The 16,173-nt window shown below is 31.7% G+C and carries 16 protein-coding genes; 6 read left to right on the forward strand and 10 right to left on the reverse strand.

The genetic code is table 11. From position 1 onward, the window contains the following. Positions 1 to 11: 11 nt before the first annotated feature. Together B4E59_RS12660 and pepT are read right to left on the reverse strand one after the other, a co-directional pair. On the reverse strand, positions 12 to 680 hold the full coding sequence (locus B4E59_RS12660; protein ID WP_291053324.1) for a head GIN domain-containing protein: 669 nt from the start codon (positions 678 to 680) through the stop codon (positions 12 to 14). 88 nt (positions 681 to 768) lie between these two features. Continuing rightward, complete coding sequence (pepT, locus tag B4E59_RS12665; protein ID WP_115000674.1) at positions 769 to 2,010, reverse strand: peptidase T; 1,242 nt, start codon at positions 2,008 to 2,010, stop codon at positions 769 to 771. A gap of 64 nt (positions 2,011 to 2,074) precedes the next feature. On the opposite strand from pepT, the gene B4E59_RS12670 reads away from it, so the two are divergent. Together B4E59_RS12670 and B4E59_RS12675 are read left to right on the forward strand one after the other, a co-directional pair. Continuing rightward, positions 2,075 to 2,941, forward strand: a complete 867-nt coding sequence (locus B4E59_RS12670; RefSeq protein WP_125350348.1) for a hydroxymethylglutaryl-CoA lyase-like TIM-barrel protein — start codon at positions 2,075 to 2,077, stop codon at positions 2,939 to 2,941. Positions 2,942 to 3,077: 136 nt separating this feature from the next. Further along, positions 3,078 to 4,448 (forward strand): peptidylprolyl isomerase, encoded by a 1,371-nt coding sequence (locus B4E59_RS12675; RefSeq protein ID WP_291053327.1) that lies wholly within the window; start codon positions 3,078 to 3,080, stop codon positions 4,446 to 4,448. A gap of 60 nt (positions 4,449 to 4,508) precedes the next feature. On the opposite strand, the gene B4E59_RS12680 is transcribed toward B4E59_RS12675, so the two are convergent. Then, on the reverse strand, positions 4,509 to 5,051 hold the full coding sequence (locus tag B4E59_RS12680) for a lipocalin family protein (protein ID WP_219034590.1): 543 nt from the start codon (positions 5,049 to 5,051) through the stop codon (positions 4,509 to 4,511). 125 nt (positions 5,052 to 5,176) lie between these two features. On the opposite strand from B4E59_RS12680, the gene B4E59_RS12685 reads away from it, so the two are divergent. From B4E59_RS12685 to B4E59_RS12700, 4 genes are read left to right on the forward strand one after another with little or no spacing between them, the layout of a single operon-like run. Further along, complete coding sequence (locus tag B4E59_RS12685) at positions 5,177 to 5,449, forward strand: DUF2089 family protein (protein ID WP_038331614.1); 273 nt, start codon at positions 5,177 to 5,179, stop codon at positions 5,447 to 5,449. Then, complete coding sequence (locus B4E59_RS12690; protein WP_291053330.1) at positions 5,442 to 5,921, forward strand: PH domain-containing protein; 480 nt, start codon at positions 5,442 to 5,444, stop codon at positions 5,919 to 5,921. Before B4E59_RS12685 ends, B4E59_RS12690 begins: the two co-directional genes overlap by 8 nt. Then, entirely contained in the window at positions 5,902 to 6,498 is a 597-nt protein-coding gene (locus tag B4E59_RS12695) for a hypothetical protein (protein ID WP_291053334.1), read from the forward strand. Before B4E59_RS12690 ends, B4E59_RS12695 begins: the two co-directional genes overlap by 20 nt. Continuing rightward, positions 6,495 to 7,421 carry an alpha/beta hydrolase gene (locus B4E59_RS12700; RefSeq protein WP_291053337.1) on the forward strand — a complete coding sequence of 309 codons (927 nt, stop codon included), beginning with the start codon at positions 6,495 to 6,497 and terminating at the stop codon, positions 7,419 to 7,421. The genes B4E59_RS12695 and B4E59_RS12700 overlap by 4 nt, the downstream gene beginning before the upstream one ends. 373 nt (positions 7,422 to 7,794) lie before the next feature. On the opposite strand, the gene B4E59_RS12705 is transcribed toward B4E59_RS12700, so the two are convergent. The 7 genes from B4E59_RS12705 to B4E59_RS12735 form a co-directional block, all read right to left on the reverse strand. Next, positions 7,795 to 8,646, reverse strand: a complete 852-nt coding sequence (locus tag B4E59_RS12705) for a carboxylesterase family protein (RefSeq protein ID WP_219034585.1) — start codon at positions 8,644 to 8,646, stop codon at positions 7,795 to 7,797. 103 nt (positions 8,647 to 8,749) lie between these two features. Further along, positions 8,750 to 10,204 (reverse strand): glycoside hydrolase family 30 protein, encoded by a 1,455-nt coding sequence (locus tag B4E59_RS12710; protein ID WP_291053340.1) that lies wholly within the window; start codon positions 10,202 to 10,204, stop codon positions 8,750 to 8,752. Positions 10,205 to 10,209: 5 nt separating this feature from the next. Continuing rightward, positions 10,210 to 10,599, reverse strand: coding sequence for an endonuclease/exonuclease/phosphatase family protein (locus B4E59_RS12715; protein ID WP_349676128.1), 390 nt, complete (start codon positions 10,597 to 10,599; stop codon positions 10,210 to 10,212). Continuing rightward, the gene (locus B4E59_RS12720; RefSeq protein ID WP_219034582.1) at positions 10,596 to 11,048 is read right to left on the reverse strand and encodes an endonuclease/exonuclease/phosphatase family protein; all 453 of its coding nucleotides are present in this window, start codon (positions 11,046 to 11,048) and stop codon (positions 10,596 to 10,598) included. The genes B4E59_RS12715 and B4E59_RS12720 overlap by 4 nt, the downstream gene beginning before the upstream one ends. 93 nt (positions 11,049 to 11,141) lie before the next feature. Then, positions 11,142 to 13,388 carry a glycoside hydrolase family 3 N-terminal domain-containing protein gene (locus B4E59_RS12725; protein ID WP_291046564.1) on the reverse strand — a complete coding sequence of 749 codons (2,247 nt, stop codon included), beginning with the start codon at positions 13,386 to 13,388 and terminating at the stop codon, positions 11,142 to 11,144. 10 nt (positions 13,389 to 13,398) lie between these two features. Then, positions 13,399 to 14,739, reverse strand: a complete 1,341-nt coding sequence (locus B4E59_RS12730; RefSeq protein WP_221855170.1) for a glucoamylase family protein — start codon at positions 14,737 to 14,739, stop codon at positions 13,399 to 13,401. Continuing rightward, a complete protein-coding gene (locus tag B4E59_RS12735; RefSeq protein WP_286495499.1) occupies positions 14,739 to 16,172 on the reverse strand; it encodes a RagB/SusD family nutrient uptake outer membrane protein in 1,434 nt (477 codons plus the stop codon). Before B4E59_RS12735 ends, B4E59_RS12730 begins: the two co-directional genes overlap by 1 nt. Position 16,173 lies beyond the last annotated feature (1 nt).

Below are 16,173 nucleotides of genomic sequence, written 5' to 3' on the forward strand. Positions count from 1 at the left end.
AAAGTTCTAAATCATTTAAAATTAATTTTTCCACCAGCTAATTTTTTCTGATTACGTTGCGTTGGATTACCATAAATATCAATCACTCCTCCTGCTCTAGTTTTTGCATCTACAGATTTCTCCGCTCTCGCTTCTATTACTCCTCCTGCATTTGTTGTTAAACTTGCTGTATCAGAATTTAATGTTTTCGAATAATATTTCCCTCCAGAATTTGCAATTACAGTCTGAAATTCAGTATCACCAGTTAAAATTACTTCAGCACCAGAATTTATTTTGACTTCTAATTTTGATGTTTCGATTGGTAATTTGATAGATGAACCTTCGTTAGATGTCAAATACAATGCTTGTGATTTTACAACATCATCAGAATAAATGCGAGAACCTTGACTTGCCTGAATTCCGTATAATGATTTGTAATAAACCTTAACCGTTGCTTCTCCTCCTTGCATCAATTTGGTTCCTGTCATTTTCAATTTCAGTTCACCTTTGTTATTTTCAACTTGAACATCGCTCGCATTAACTCCATCTACTTTCACTAGGTTTTCGTTTGATGAAATTAATTCAACTGGAATTTTATCATAAACTTTTAAGATATTAAAATCTCCAACATTTATCTCTTCTTGCGCAAATGCAAAAGTTGAACAAAATATAGCGGCTGCTGATAATACGATATTTTTCATAAAAAAAGTTTTCTAATTTGATTTGAAATTATGCAAAATTTAAACCAAAAAAGAAAACTTAAGTTATTTTTAAGATATATTGTAAGAATTATTTCGCTCCTTCAGCTGTTAATTCTGCAATACGTACAATAATTTCTGTTGCTTTTTCCATAGATTCTACCGGAACATATTCGTAAGGTCCGTGGAAATTATGACCTCCAGCAAAGATATTAGGACAAGGTAATCCCATAAAAGATAAACGAGCACCATCTGTACCTCCACGAATTGGTTTGATGTTTGGCGTAACTCCACAATCTTTCAAAGCTTGTTCAGCAATTTCAACAGATTGGAATTTCTCTTTTACTTTCTCAATCATATTAAAATATTGATCAGAAACTTCTGCTGTAATTACTTCATGATCAAAACGCTCTTGAATATCAGCAGCAATTTGTAAAAATAAAGCTTTACGCGCTTCATATTGCTCCATATCGTGGTCACGGATAATGTAAACCATTTTTGCTTCAGATACATTTCCTGTAATTTTAGCTAAATGAAAGAATCCTTCGCGACCATCAGTTAATTCAGGAACTTCGTCGTTTGGTAATTGCGCAGCAAACTCCATTGCAATATTAGATGCATTAATCATCTTATCTTTTGCATAACCTGGGTGAACAGATTTACCTTTGATTGTAACAATTCCAGATGCAGCATTAAAGTTTTCGTACTCTAATTCTCCAATTTCAGAACCATCCATTGTGTAACCCCATTCAGCACCAAATTTCTCTACATTAAAGAAATCTGCACCGCGACCAACCTCTTCGTCAGGTGTAAATCCAATAGCAATACGTCCATGTTTAATTTCTGGATGAGCAATCAAATATTCTGCAGCTGTTACAATTTCAGCAACACCAGCTTTATCATCAGCACCTAATAATGTTGTACCATCAGTTGTAATGATTGTTTGACCTTTATATTGAGATAATTCAGGGAACTCGTTTGGTGATAAAATCATTGATTCGTTCAATTTGATATCTCCACCATCGTAATTTTCCCAAATTTGAGGTTGTACATTTTCTCCAGAAAAATCTGGCGATGTATCCATATGAGAAACAAAACCAATAGTAGGCACTTCGTGATCAACTGTAGAAGGAACATATCCAAAAACATACCCGTTTTCATCTATTGAAACATCTTCTAAACCGATTTGTTTTAACTCTTCAACCAAATAATTTGCTAAATCCCATTGACGGTCTGTACTTGGAAATTTATCTAAAAAAGCTTCACTTTCAGTGTAAGTTTTAACATATTTCAAAAAGCGTGTTACCAACTTTTCTCTCCATTCTGTTTGCATTGCGTTTTAATTTTTGTCAAAATTACTAAATTATCTACCTTTAAGGCGCAAATAAACCAAAAAAATGAGTGAGCTAACTTTTAAAATTATTGAATGTCCTCGTGATGCAATGCAAGGACGCAAAGATTTTATTCCGACTGATAAGAAAATCGATTACTTAAATCGTTTATTGACTGTTGGTTTTGAAGCGATAGATTGTGGAAGTTTTGTTTCGCCAAAAGCGATTCCACAGATGGCGGACACAAAAGAAGTTTTAGATAATATTGATAAAACCAATTCAAAATCGAAATTATCTGTTGTTGTTGCCAATAAAAGTGGCGCAATGAAAGCTGCAGAACACGAAAAAGTGGATATTATTGGATTTCCTTTTTCTATTTCAGAGAATTTTCAACAATTCAACACGAATAAAAGTCGTGAAGAAGCGTTTGAAATGGTGAAAGAAATCAACCAAATCTCAAATGATAATGGTAAACATATGTTAATTTATCTTTCGATGGCGTTTGGAAACCCTTATGGAGAAACTTGGAATGAAGAAATCGTAAAAGAATGGTCTAAAAAAATGGCGGATATCGGAATTTCTTCAATCAATCTATCAGATACAATTGGTGTTGCAGACGAAAAAACAATTGTTGATTTGTTCCAAAATTTGATTCCTCATTATCCAGAAATTGAATTTGGCGCACATTTTCATACCGTTTATACCGAATGGCATTCCAAAGTACAAGCCGCTTATGATAATGGTTGTCGTCGTTTTGATGGCGCTATAAAAGGTTTGGGCGGATGTCCAATGTCAAAAAGTGATATGGTCGGAAATATGCCAACCGAGAAATTAATTAGTTTCGCAAATGAGCACAAAGAAAAACATGGTTTGAATCTTTTTGATTTCGAATCTGCTTGGAATGTTTCTTTGCGTACATTTGGCTTAGTTTAATCTTAACAATAAACTAAAAAATCAATTCTTTTGTTAAAGGAAATTAAAATATGTTGGACTTTAACAAAAAAAGTTAAATTTGCTCATCGGTAAGTTTTTTTATCGAGCTTAGAATATTAAAATGAAATTAAAGTATATGAAATTTAAATCGAGTATGATGTTGCTAATTGCAGCATTATTTACGGTAAATACTTTTGCACAAACAGCAAAACCAACACCAAAACGTCTTGCTAAAGTAGATGGTATAGCTGCTGTTGTCGGAGATCAGATTGTTTTAGAGTCTGATGTAGATCGAGATTATTTAATGTCAAAACAACAAGGGATGCAAGTCGAAGACAAATGTGATTTCCTAAATGACATTATGTTAGACAAAATGTTGGTTGATCGTGCAAAACAAGATACTTTAATCAAAGTGACACAAGATGAGGTAACTCGTCAATTAAACAACCAAATCGAAGGTTGGATTGCTCAAGCTGGAGGAGAAAAACAAATTTTAGACTATTTCGGATTCCGTACAATGGCGGAAATGAAAAACGAAACTAAATATATCGTAGAAGATAATATTTATGCACGTAACAAAAGAGAAATGGTTGTAAAAGGTGCTGATGCTACGCCAGAAGAAGTTCGTTTGTTTTTCGAAAAACACCAAGGTGAGTTACCAGACGTAAAAGACGAAGTTTCGATTAGCCATATTGTAACTTATCCTGAAGTTTCGCAAGAAAATCAACAAAAGATTATTGATCAATTAAAAGAAATCAAAAAAGAAATTGAAGAAGGTGCTTCTTTTGCAACGAAAGCAATTTTATATTCAGAAGATCCAGGTTCTGCAAGTAACGGAGGTGAATACAAAAAAGTTTCTCGTGGTAAAATGGTAAAAGAGTTTGATGCGGTGGCGTTTAACTTACAAGAAGGTGAAATTTCTGATCCATTCAAAACTGATTTTGGATATCATATTATTAAGTTAGAAAAACGTCGTGGACAAGAATTAGATTTGCGCCATATCTTGATTACGTTGAAACCAACAGAAGACGAAATAAAAAAGGCTTATAATAAATTAGATTCAATTCGAGTTTTAATTAACGACGGAAAAATGACATTTAAAGATGCTGCATTAAGATTTTCTGATGATAAATACACAAAATTTAACTCAGGAAATATCATGAACCAAAATTCTGGTGACGATCGTTTCGAGAAAATGGCTTTGCCTCTACCAATGTTTACAGCAATTGCAACATTAAATGAAGGAGATATTTCTCAAGTTTTCGAAGATGATTTTGATAACAGAAAAGCTTTAAGAATCTTAAAAATCAATAAATTTTATCCAGAGCATAAAATCAATTATCAAGATGATTACTATAGAATTCAGAAATTTGCGGTTCAAGATAAAGAACGTACATTGTTGATGGATTGGGTAAAACGTCAAGTTGGTGATGCTTACATTAAAATTGGAAAAGAATACCAAAGTTGTAATTTCCCGATCGATTGGGAAAAGAAAAACCAAAAATAATAAAACAAAAAACCTCGAGAAATTCTCGAGGTTTTTTTTATGTCTTAAAAATAAATAATCTTATTTCGCAATCGGAACTTGAGAAGGCCAAATTAACTTACTTGGATCAAATCCTACTTTCTTTGCCGAATCAAAAAATCTGTCTTTTACCTTATCCGAAATCTCTTTCTTACGCGATAGAATCCATAACTTTTTATAATCTTCACTTGCAACTAATACATTATTGTAATCTTTATCAAAATCAATTACATATAATTTTTTTGCTAAAATTGGTAAAAACGTTGTCGAGAACAACCCAACATTTTCGATATCTTGTGCTGCAATTCCTTCAATCTTTTCCCACCCTTTTTTCTTCGCATTGTAGCCGCGCACAATCACTTCCAATTGCCCATTTTCTTCGTTCAAATTAAAACGATGCGTCACATTTGTTTGTCCTTTTTGTGCTTTATTTTCCAAACGTGCAATCTCGTACCAACGCCCTAAAAATCCACCTAAATCAAAATTTTGAGCAGGTTTATATTTTACATTTTTCTTATTGTGATTAACGATATATGCTGTTGTCCCTAACGCCAATGCTGCAAGGGCTAATTTCTTAAAATTCATTTTACTAAAACTTAGGTTGCAAATGTATCAATAATATTAAAGTTGAAAAAATATGATTTCAAATTTTGAATTAATTAAACTTTCATTTAACTTTATTAAAATTAATTTTAATATTATTTAACCAAATGAAAAAACTTCCTGTTATATGTCCCAGCTGTGCCGAAGAATTAGCGGTCGAAAAATTAATTTGCAACCATTGCGAAACACAAGTTGTAGGAAACTATGAACTTCCTTTATTTCTGAAACTTACAAATGAAGAACAAGCATTTATTATGCAATTCTTTGTCAACTCAGGAAGTTTAAAAGACATGGCAAAAGAATTTGAAGTCAGCTATCCAACCATGCGAAATAAAGTAGATGATTTGATTAATAAAATAAAAACAATGTCCGATGAATAAAGAATTTTCAGTATCGATGTCGCTATTTTTTAAGGTTACAACTGCTATTTTAATTGTATTATTAATCTTAATTGGAGGAATATTGTTTAAAGAAACAGAAGTATATGTTGCGGTGATTTATGCAATCATTATTTATCCGTTGTTTGCGTATTATTTTTTAATCTCTTTAAATAAAATTAAAGTTGATTTGAATAATATTTATCTTATTTCAAAAGTCAAAACGAGTATTATTCCGATAAATGAAGTGAAAATTATTACAAGAAAATCTCAAAATAATTTGATGATTATAGGTGCACGAGGCATTTATGGTTTGATAGGAAGATCTATGGACAATTATCGATGCAATATAAAAAATCGTACAAAACTTGTTGCTATTGAATTAGAAAATGTAAAATATTTGGTGAGCTGCGATCAGCCAGATGAATTTGTTAACACAATAAATACACTAAAAAATGATAAAGAAACTCCTTAATCCATTTGCATATTTCGATGAAAAAATACTGTTCATTATTGGACTATTTTCGCATTTCCTTTTCACTTATATCGCCAATATTACTGAATCTTTTTTCCCTGATTTTTTAAGCATTAAGAAAAATGGAATTTCTTATTCTTATCTCGATTTGTTGTATCAAAATACGAGAAATTTAGTAATTGCAATCCTCATATTTTACATTTTAGGAAAAATCATCAATAACAGAACACGAATTATAGACATTGTAAACGTTGTTTTAATCTCAAGAATCGCTTATTACATTGTATTCATAACGGATTTTATTCCAATTGTCAACAAAAGTATGGACAAGGTTTTGAAAGGAGTTACAACAAATAATCTCGAAGTTTTGCACGAAGCTCCAACAATGATTGTACTTGTAATTGTAGCTTTTATCGCGATATTTTTCTTGTGTATAATGCTCTATTTTTTATACATAGGTTTCAAAACTGTTACAAACATGAAAAATACAAAACAAGTTTTTGCTTTCATTGCTACCTTGTTATTTATCATTGTTTTAACCACAATATTATCATTATTAATACCACAAAAAATATGAAAAAAGTTTTATTTTTCTTTATACTTATTTGTTCTACAGTTTTTGGTCAATCAAAAAATGATTTCACAGAATCAGATATTCAACTTAACGAAAATCAAGTTAAATTATTTGGAACATTATGTTTACCTCAAAATGCAAAATCTAAAATACCAATTGTTTTATTAATTTCTGGTTCTGGACCAACAGATAGAAATGGAAACAATAATATGATGATTAATAACTCTTTGAAATATTTAGCTCATAGTTTAGCTGAAAAAGGAATTGCATCTATTCGCTATGACAAAAGAGGAATCGGAGAAAGTTCTATTGCTAATTTGGACGAGTCTAAACTTACATTTGATGATTACGTTGAGGACGCAAGGAATTGGATAACTTTCATAAAAAAAGATAAAAGATTTGGTTCTATTTCAATAGCTGGACACAGCGAAGGTTCATTAATTGGAATGCTTGCATCTTCAAAAAATGTCGACAAATTCATCTCGATTTCTGGTGCAGGAGAATCTATTGACCAAATACTTAAAAAACAATTAAATCTACTTCCTGAACAATTAAAAACCGAATCGTATGCTATTATAGATTCTTTGAAAAATGGAAATACTGTAAATAATATTAATCCTAATTTATCTTCATTATTTCGTAAAAGTGTACAACCTTATTTAATTTCTTGGATTAAATATAATCCTGTAAATGAAATCAATAAATTAACTATTCCTTTTTTAGTGATTCAAGGTGATATGGATATTCAAGTTGATACGGAGAACGCTAAAAACCTATCTCCTAAATCTGCTGTTATTATCAAAGGGATGAATCACGTTTTAAAAAATGTTACTTCAAAAGATGATTTATCTTCTTACAACAACCCAGAACTTCCAATAAATATAGAATTAGTAGAAGTCATTTCTAATTTTATCCTCAAAAACTAACTATAAAAGACAAAGCAAATTGCTTTGTCTTTTTATTTAAGAATTAACAAGCTGTTCCTCCTTCAAAATTTATCACTGTAGTTTTTTTTATCAGATTTTCGAGTGATTGTCATTGTTCCATTAGCTAAAACTGAATCAGATTCTACATTTTGTTTAATTATTATTTCTTGATCTACATCAATTTAAAACAATAATTGTATTTCTAAATTTACAATTCTTATTTGTGATTCGTAACAAAGGAGTTTAAAGATTATACAGATTTTTCATAGTATAAAGTTGGTTAGGTTATTTAACAAAGAGCAGAAGAAATTTTGCTCTTTGTTTGTTTTATATTTATAATCATTAAATAATTTATCATGTACTTATATTTTTATTAGTCAACAATTATTCGATTATTTACTTTTTTATTTCCAATTATTGATTGATTAATAAAATTGAAAACTTCGTCTAAATATTGCTTTCTTAATCCAGACCATTCATGTTTTCCTGAATTAGAGAAAATAGCAAAAGATGCCTGACTATATTTTCTATTCAAATCTTCTAAAGTAGCAGAACCATTTAAAGGAAAAAACCCTTGTTGATTATCCAAACAACTTCTGTGTGGCGCATTGTAAGCTGGTACAACATCATCGCTTAAACCATGTACATAAACTGTTGGCAAAACACTCGATTTTGTAACATAACGATTGTCTACAATCGCTCCTGCATAACTTACTAATCCATCAATTTTAACTTGATTGAATTGATTTCCGTACCATAAATCTCTCAAATAATAAGCATTTAGAATAGTCTCCGCTCCTGCACTACTTCCTCCTAAAATTAATTTATTAATCGAGAATTTAAGTTCTTTTGAATTATTTTGAATAAAATTTAGCGCAGTTAAAACATCAAAAGAGGCTTCTTTAAAAATCATCAACTTTTCTTGTTTTGGCAAATCACACCCAAAACCAGCCGAAGAATTTGCCAATAATCTATACGAGATAGAAACAGCTACGAAACCTCTTTCTTGAGCATCTTTCATTCGTTCAATTTCTTCTTTATCCGCTCTTGTTCCTCCTGAAAATCCGCCTCCGTGTACCCAAGCAAATACATTATAGGTTTGATTCTCTTTATAGTTTTTCGGATAATAAATATCAAACGCTAAATTATTTTTTTTATCATATACTATCGTTTTCTGCGCATATGTATAACTTATCATTAAAAATAAGGCAACTAAATATTTCATTTTCTTCTATTTTAAATAAAAATTGCTTGACTTTAACTTCTTACGTTGTCAATTTGTCAAGCAATTTACTATAAATAATTTTCCCTTTAATTATTCTATTTTTTTACGAAATAATGATTGTGCTAATCGAATGTTCTTGCGAATTCACCTCAACAGCTTCTCCTTCTATCCATAAATTATATTGATAAGGTTTATCTGTTTGATTCATCACAACCACCACAACTTTTCCGTCTTTGTTTATAAAAGAAGTCGTCATTAAATCTGAACGATTAGACGATGCTGCAATTCTTTGCGCACCTGGACGAATAAATTTTGAGAATTGACCAATGTAGTAAAACGAATTTGTATACGTAACTTGTCCATTTCTAGTATCACCATGAATTGGTGCAAAACAGAAATTTCCTACGTGATTTGGTCCTCCTTTTTCATCCAACAAAACATTCCAATCTGTCCAAGCAACTGTTCCGGAGTTAAAATCGTTGATCATATTGTAACCATATTTTTCACCCAATGCCCAATTTCCCATTTGATTGTAATCAAATTGTTCTTTACAACCTTCTGTAAAAATTAGATTAACATTCGGGAAAGCTTCGTGAGTTAACGCTACATTATTGAATAAATTCACGCTTCCGTTCCATGTTTCGTACCAGTGAAAACCAACTCCCCAAACATATTTAGCAGCTTCAGGATCATTCAAAATAGTTGAAGCACGCTGGTAAATTAAATCACGGTTATGATCCCACACAATAATTTTTTTGTCTTTTAATCCTTTTTGGTGAAAAGTCGGACCTAAATTATTTTTCAAGAAATCACGTTCTTCTTCAGCTGTATAAATACACGATTCCCATGTTTGCGTTGCCATTGGTTCGTTCTGAATAGAAACTCCCCAAATTGGTAAACCAATTTTCTCATAATTCTCGATAAATTTCACAAAATAGTTAGCCCAAGTTTGGTAATATTCAGGTTTCAAAGAACCTCCTTTTAACATACTGTTATTCGTTTTCATCCAAGCTGGCGGACTCCAAGGACTTGCATATAAACGATAAGCATCTTTCATTTCTGCTTTTGCCATTTTAATCATCGGAATTTTATAATTCAAATCATGTGCAATGTCAAAAGTTTTTAACTCATTATCATTATCTTTTACATACGTGTAACTATCGCTCGAAAAATCACTCGAATTTATTGTTGTTCTAATCAACGAATAACCAATTCCTTCTTTTTCGCTATAATAAGCTTTGATAATTTCTTGTTGCGCTTTCTTTGGCAATTTTGCTAAAACTTCTGCTGAAGCATCTGTGATAGCTCCTCCAATTCCTTCAAATTTTTGGAATTTACGTTTTGGATCAATAAAAATTGCAATATCTGTTTCTTTTGGTTGTGGAAACTTTTTTACAGCTAACTTATCTGTCCATTTTGCGATACGTTGATTCGTATTTTTAGCAGTTGTATATATTTCGATTTTCTTGTTCGAAAGTTTAAAATCTTGCGCATTTACGGCAAAATAATTTAACAATAAAGCTGCAATAAGAGGATATTTCAAATGTGATTTTGTCATAATTATTATTGAATTAAAAATTTGGCTAAAATTGGTAAATGATCTGATGGATATTTGAAATCGTAGAAATCATCAATCGTATTGAAACTTTTACACGTTACTTTTGAATTCTTTTTGTAAAAAATGTAATCTAAAATTTCTGTTCCTTTTACATTGAATTTAAAATCTTCCCATGTAAAATCTGGTCCATAAACCATTTGCGCATTTAGACGAGTATCTAAATATTTGTTTTGAATATATTTAACAGATTCATCGTTTTGATTCATATTAAAATCTCCCATAAAAAATGCTGGAACGTTTTTCTTTTCAGTTAACTTTTGAATTAAATTATCAATCATTTCTAACGATTTTTGACGCGCAATTTTTCCATCATTATCAAAATGTGTATTGATTATCCAAAATGTATTTTCGTTTTTTTATCTTGAAATAATCCGTAAGTGATAATTCTATAATAAGAAGCATCCCAACCTTTCGACATTTTTTCTGGCGTTTCTGATAACCAAAAAGTATGTTGTTCTAAAACTTTATATTGATCTTTTTTGTAGAAAATAGCAGAATATTCAGCATTTTTATCATCATTTCGAGGAGATCCAATAAAATCTAAACTCGAATTATTTTGTTTGATAAAATCTAACTGAGGAACTTGCGCTTCTTGTACACCAACAAAATCAGCATCATAATACTTGATTAAATCAACCAATTTTTGTTTGCGAATATTCCAGTGATTTGCGCCATCATCAACAGACGCTAATCTAATATTGTAAGACATAATTGATAAATTTTGTTGTGCAAAACCTATCATTGTCATGATTAAAACTAAACTTAAACTAATATATTTTTTCATGTGTGTGATGTTAAAAAATTCCAAGTAAGCACAACAATACTTACTTGGATGAGAAATAAATTAAATTTCTAACTAAAACTATAAATGAGGAATTTAATCAACTAAAGTAAAACTTGTTTTAAGCGTTGCGTCTGAATTTCCTCCAACAAAAATGTCGAAATCTCCAGCTTCAGCAACATAATTCATATTGATATCGTGGAATTTTAAATCTTCTGGAGTTAATGTAAACGTAATTGTTTTTGTTTCTCCTTTCTTAATCATCACTTTATCAAAACCTTTCAATTCTCGAACTGGACGCGTCACACTTCCTACTAAATCGCGAACATATAATTGTACTACTTCTTCTCCATCGTAGTTTCCTGTATTTTTAACATTTACAGTGACTTTTATTTCATCTTTTCCATTCTTCATCGTTGATTTATTCACTTTTAAGTTACTATAATCAAACGTTGTATAACTTAAACCATAACCAAATGGATATAAAGGCGAATTCGGAGAATCTGTATAACGAGATTTATATTTTTGCTCTGCATCACTTTCTCCTAAATAAGGTCTACCTGTATTTTTTTGATTGTAATGAATTGGAATTTGACCTACAGAACGAGGAAATGTCATCGGTGTTTTGGCCGAAGGATTGTATTTTCCATACAACACATCTGTAATCGCTAAACCTCCCATTGTTCCTGGATACCATGCGTATAAAATTGCATCCATATTATCATTTTCCCACGAAATTGTCATTGGACGACCAGCCATTAAAACTAAAACAATTGGCTTACCAAGTTTCTTTAATTCTTTTAATAATTCTTTCTGATTTCCTGGTAAATCTATATTTGTTTGAGAAGCAGCTTCACCTGTTTGATTCTCGTTTTCTCCCATAACCGCAACAATTACATCCGAGTTTTTCGCTAAATTAATTGCTTCTTGAAAACCATCAGTTTTAGACGAATTAAGTTCTGTTCCTTGTGCGTAAGTAATTTTTGCATTTTTACCTAAAACATCGTTCAAACCTTCCCAAACAGACCACGCTTTTCCGTATCGATCTCCACGTGCAGCCCAGTTTCCGATGATGTTTTTTTCATCTTTAACTAAAGGTCCAATTACCGCAACTTTTTGAGATTCTTTTAATGGTAAAATTTGTTTCTCATTCTTTAATAAAACCATTGATTTACGCGCAACATCACGAGCTTCATTTAAAAACTCTTGTTTCATTACCGTTTCTTTCTCTCGTTTTGCATTTGAATAACGATATGGATCTTCAAAAAGTCCTAAGTCATATTTTGCTTCCAAAATTCTATGAACCGCAGTATCAATCACATCTTGCTTTACTTTTCCTTCTTTTACCAATTTTGATAAATGATTAAGAAAAGCACCACTCATCATATCCATTTCAATTCCTGCTTCAACCGATTTTAGAGTTGCTTCTTCCAAATCTTTTGCAATTCCATGAGGAACTAATTCCTGAATCGCCGTATAATCTGTTACAACAAACCCTTTATAATTCCACTCTTTACGCAAAATTTGATCGTACAAATATTTACTTGCTGTAGAAGGAACTCCTCCAATTTCGTTGAAAGACGTCATGAAAGATCCAGCACCTGCATCAACAGTCGCTTTGAAAGGCGGCAAAATATAATCTCTTAAGAAACGATCAGAAATTTCTACCGAACCATAATCGCGACCAGCCTGCGCTAAAGCATATCCTGCAAAGTGTTTTGTACACGCTAAAACGGTATTTAAATCATATAAACTTTTACCTTGAAAACCATTAACACGCGCTATTGCAATTTTACTTCCTAAGAAAGTATCTTCACCTGCACCTTCAGAAACACGTCCCCAACGAGGATCAAAACCGATATCAACCATCGGAGCAAAAGTCCAATGAACTCCGCCAGCAGCTGTTTCTTCAGCAGCAATTCGAGCCGATTTTTCAATTGCTTTTAAATCCCAAGAAGAAGCTTCACCAAGTGGAATTGGAAAAATAGTTTCATAACCATGAATTACATCGTATCCAAAAATTAATGGAATTCCAAGACGTGTTTCTTCAACAGCAATTTTTTGTAATTTTTTGGTAATATCTGTTGTCGTAGCGTTAAATACAGACCCCATCATACCTTGTTTCGTGTATTTTATATAATTTTTATCAATTGCAGAGCCTGTAACATCACCTCCATCATAGGTATATTGTACCATCTGACCCACTTTGTCATCAATCGTCATTTGACTCATCACATAATCAATAAACTCTGATTTCGATTTCGATTTATCAAACTTTATTTTTTGCGCATAAGTATTGAATGCTAATCCTAAGAAAGCAATTGAATAAATTAGTTTTTTCATTTTTTTGATTTTAATTCGAGGCTGTTGTTTTGAATTTCAATTTGTCTAAACCTCTTTGTACATCTTCATTTTGCATAAACAATTTCCACAATAATCCAGAGCGATAATTCTCTATCATTGGTGTAATTGTTCCTTGATCTATCGCCAAATATTTCGTAATCACTCGATCATTTTTTACATCAACCGCATCATACGGACCTGCTACTCCAATCAAGCTTTTGTTTTGTTTTTCGTAAATAAACTTCAAGAAATCCATAGATTCTTTCGGTGCATATGGGAAAGACGATAACGCAGCTGTAGGCGTAATTACATTATTGTCATTTAATGGAGAGTGTGCTGTATAACCTTCTGTTCCATCTCGATTGAAGGTATAACTTGCCGTTAATCCCCACATATTTTTTTTGTACTTCTTGAAACTTTCCGTTTTTTGTTGATTGTAGATGTAATGAATCTTTGCTTGATTTTTCACTACTTTTCCATAATCAATACCAATTCCATCTATTAAATTGTTCGGATTAAGTCCAATAAATGAATATTGTGCCCAAAATAAAGGTCCAACATTTTTATTAGCTCCGTTATGCTTTACAATCAATGGAACTCCGTATGCAGAATCATTTGATTTTATATCACCATTTCTCGTCCAACCATTGTAATAAACTTCTGAATTGATAGAATGTTTTGGAGAAGCCGCAGCAATAACATACGTAATCATGGTTTCATCAAATCCTTTTAAAGGAAAATTGATTTTCCATTCGTAATTTGGAGACCAATGCCAGTACAACACATTTTCTCCTCGTGTATAAAAATTGAAATCGATTTCTTTCCAAAGTTGATCAGCTAATTGCGAAATCTCTATTTCTTTCTCATTTTTAGAATCTTTGAAATACTCTTTCAAACAAATTAAACCCTGAGCAAGAAATGCAGTTTCTACCAAATCACCTCCGTTATCGTATGTACTAAAAGCTTTTACTTTTCCTGTTTCGCCATTTAACCAATGTGGCCAAGCTCCATGAAAACGATTTGCATTTTGTAAAAATTTCAATCCTGTTAAAATTCGTTCAGTTGCTTCTTTTCTTGGAATAAATTCGCGATCAATACCAACAATTAAACTCATTAATCCAAATCCTGTTCCTCCTGTTGTAATGATATTTGAATCATTTTCTGGATAAAAACCATCAGGATGAAAACGTTCACGAGCTAATTTTGAATGAGGTTCAGCGTAATCCCAAAAATATTGAATCGTCTGTTTTTGAACTTTATCTAACAGCTTATTTTCTTGTTTTGTTTGAGCAAAAGCACTTGCGCCACATAAAAAAGCGCAAGTAACTATTGTTTTATTTAATTTAATCATTACCAACCTGGGTTTTGAGTCATTGTTGGAGTTTGAATAATTTGTCCATTTGGAATTGGGAACAATTCATGTTTTCCAGTAACGAAAGTTTTACCATTTTTCGCCATCATCTCTTTTGCTTGACCAGTACGAACTAAATCAAACCAACGATCATGCTCAAATGCTAACTCCAAACGTCTTTCATTCCAAATTTTTAATCGTAATTGATCTTTAGACATACTTGCTATTGGAGCTAATTTTACACGTGTTCTAACACGATTAAGAGGTGTTAAAGCATCTTGCCCAATTTCATTTGCTGCTTCAGCTTGAATTAATAAAACTTCAGAAAAACGAATTACACGAATGTTTTTGTCTCCATCCGCAGAACCAAGATTCGCACTTGAATACGCTTTTTCGTTATACATCGGGTTTTCTACAGAAGTTGGAACTAAACGACCGTCATATAAAGTTTCACCTCTAAAAATGATTGTTGCATCACGACGAATAGCATCTCCTTCAGCATTAAAAGCATCTAATAAATTTTGAGAAGGAACATTGAATCCCCATCCCCAACCTCCAGTACCACGAGCTCCTTGAGTTTCTGAATATTGTTGAACGCCATGCGCAACAGCATCTCCACGAGCTTGGATTTCAAATAAAGACTCTTTACCATTCTCAGTTTCTTTTCTCCAAGTTGTTGCGTAATCACTTTCTAAATCATAAATACCAGAATTAACAACGGTTGTAGCCATATCGTACGCTTGTTGATTTTTTCCTTGGTATAAATATACCTTTGCCAATAAAGCTTGAGCAGCTCCTTTTGTTGCACGTCCTAAATCTTTTGCAGCATATTCATTTTTAGTAGGAAGTTTTGATATTGCATCTAATAAATCTGCTTCAATGTATGCATAAACTTCTGCTTTTGGTTTACGTACTGAATAAGACGCCGGAACATCTAACTCCTGTATCACAGTATCTCCAAACATACGAACCAAATAGAAATAAGAAACAGCTCTCAAAAATTTTGCTTCCCCAATTAATCTATTTTTTTCTGCATCTGTGATTGATGATTCTGTCGTATATTTTATAGAATATGACGCTCTACCAATTGTTTTATAAAAACGTTTCCACATAGCTTCGATAGAACCAGTTGTAGAACTATGTAATAATTCGTCTAAATCTCTTTTATCTCCACCATTATCTGTAGAGGAACTTCCTTTATCTGCATTATCAGAAATCATTTCAGTAACTCCTAACCAAGAGAATGCATAATCCCAATCTGTAAACATTCCGTAAATACCATTCACATATTTTTCTGGAGATTGAGAAGCTTGATCATCAATAGCTATATTTTCTTGAGAATCTACATTCAAAAAATCACTTGTACATGAACTTAATGTTCCGATTGAAAGAATAGAAGCTAATGTTACTATTTTAAATATATTTTTTTTCATT

It is taken from the genome of Empedobacter sp. UBA2044 (assembly GCF_002333005.1).
Lineage (GTDB): Bacteria > Bacteroidota > Bacteroidia > Flavobacteriales > Weeksellaceae > Empedobacter > Empedobacter falsenii_B.

Excerpts from the sequence above, each read along its gene's own strand:
- B4E59_RS12690 (WP_291053330.1), top strand. The coding sequence starts at position 5,442 with ATGAATAAAGAATTTTCAGTATCGATGTCGCTATTTTTTAAGGTTACA.
- B4E59_RS12695 (WP_291053334.1), top strand. The coding sequence starts at position 5,902 with ATGATAAAGAAACTCCTTAATCCATTTGCATATTTCGATGAAAAAATA.
- B4E59_RS12735 (WP_286495499.1), bottom strand. The coding sequence starts at position 16,172 with ATGAAAAAAAATATATTTAAAATAGTAACATTAGCTTCTATTCTTTCA.
- B4E59_RS12710 (WP_291053340.1), bottom strand. The coding sequence starts at position 10,204 with ATGACAAAATCACATTTGAAATATCCTCTTATTGCAGCTTTATTGTTA.
- B4E59_RS12700 (WP_291053337.1), top strand. The coding sequence starts at position 6,495 with ATGAAAAAAGTTTTATTTTTCTTTATACTTATTTGTTCTACAGTTTTT.
- B4E59_RS12720 (WP_219034582.1), bottom strand. The coding sequence starts at position 11,048 with ATGAAAAAATATATTAGTTTAAGTTTAGTTTTAATCATGACAATGATA.
- B4E59_RS12725 (WP_291046564.1), bottom strand. The coding sequence starts at position 13,388 with ATGAAAAAACTAATTTATTCAATTGCTTTCTTAGGATTAGCATTCAAT.
- B4E59_RS12680 (WP_219034590.1), bottom strand. The coding sequence starts at position 5,051 with ATGAATTTTAAGAAATTAGCCCTTGCAGCATTGGCGTTAGGGACAACA.
- B4E59_RS12705 (WP_219034585.1), bottom strand. The coding sequence starts at position 8,646 with ATGAAATATTTAGTTGCCTTATTTTTAATGATAAGTTATACATATGCG.
- B4E59_RS12670 (WP_125350348.1), top strand. The coding sequence starts at position 2,075 with ATGAGTGAGCTAACTTTTAAAATTATTGAATGTCCTCGTGATGCAATG.
- pepT (WP_115000674.1), bottom strand. The coding sequence starts at position 2,010 with ATGCAAACAGAATGGAGAGAAAAGTTGGTAACACGCTTTTTGAAATAT.
- B4E59_RS12730 (WP_221855170.1), bottom strand. The coding sequence starts at position 14,739 with ATGATTAAATTAAATAAAACAATAGTTACTTGCGCTTTTTTATGTGGC.
- B4E59_RS12685 (WP_038331614.1), top strand. The coding sequence starts at position 5,177 with ATGAAAAAACTTCCTGTTATATGTCCCAGCTGTGCCGAAGAATTAGCG.
- B4E59_RS12675 (WP_291053327.1), top strand. The coding sequence starts at position 3,078 with ATGAAATTTAAATCGAGTATGATGTTGCTAATTGCAGCATTATTTACG.
- B4E59_RS12660 (WP_291053324.1), bottom strand. The coding sequence starts at position 680 with ATGAAAAATATCGTATTATCAGCAGCCGCTATATTTTGTTCAACTTTT.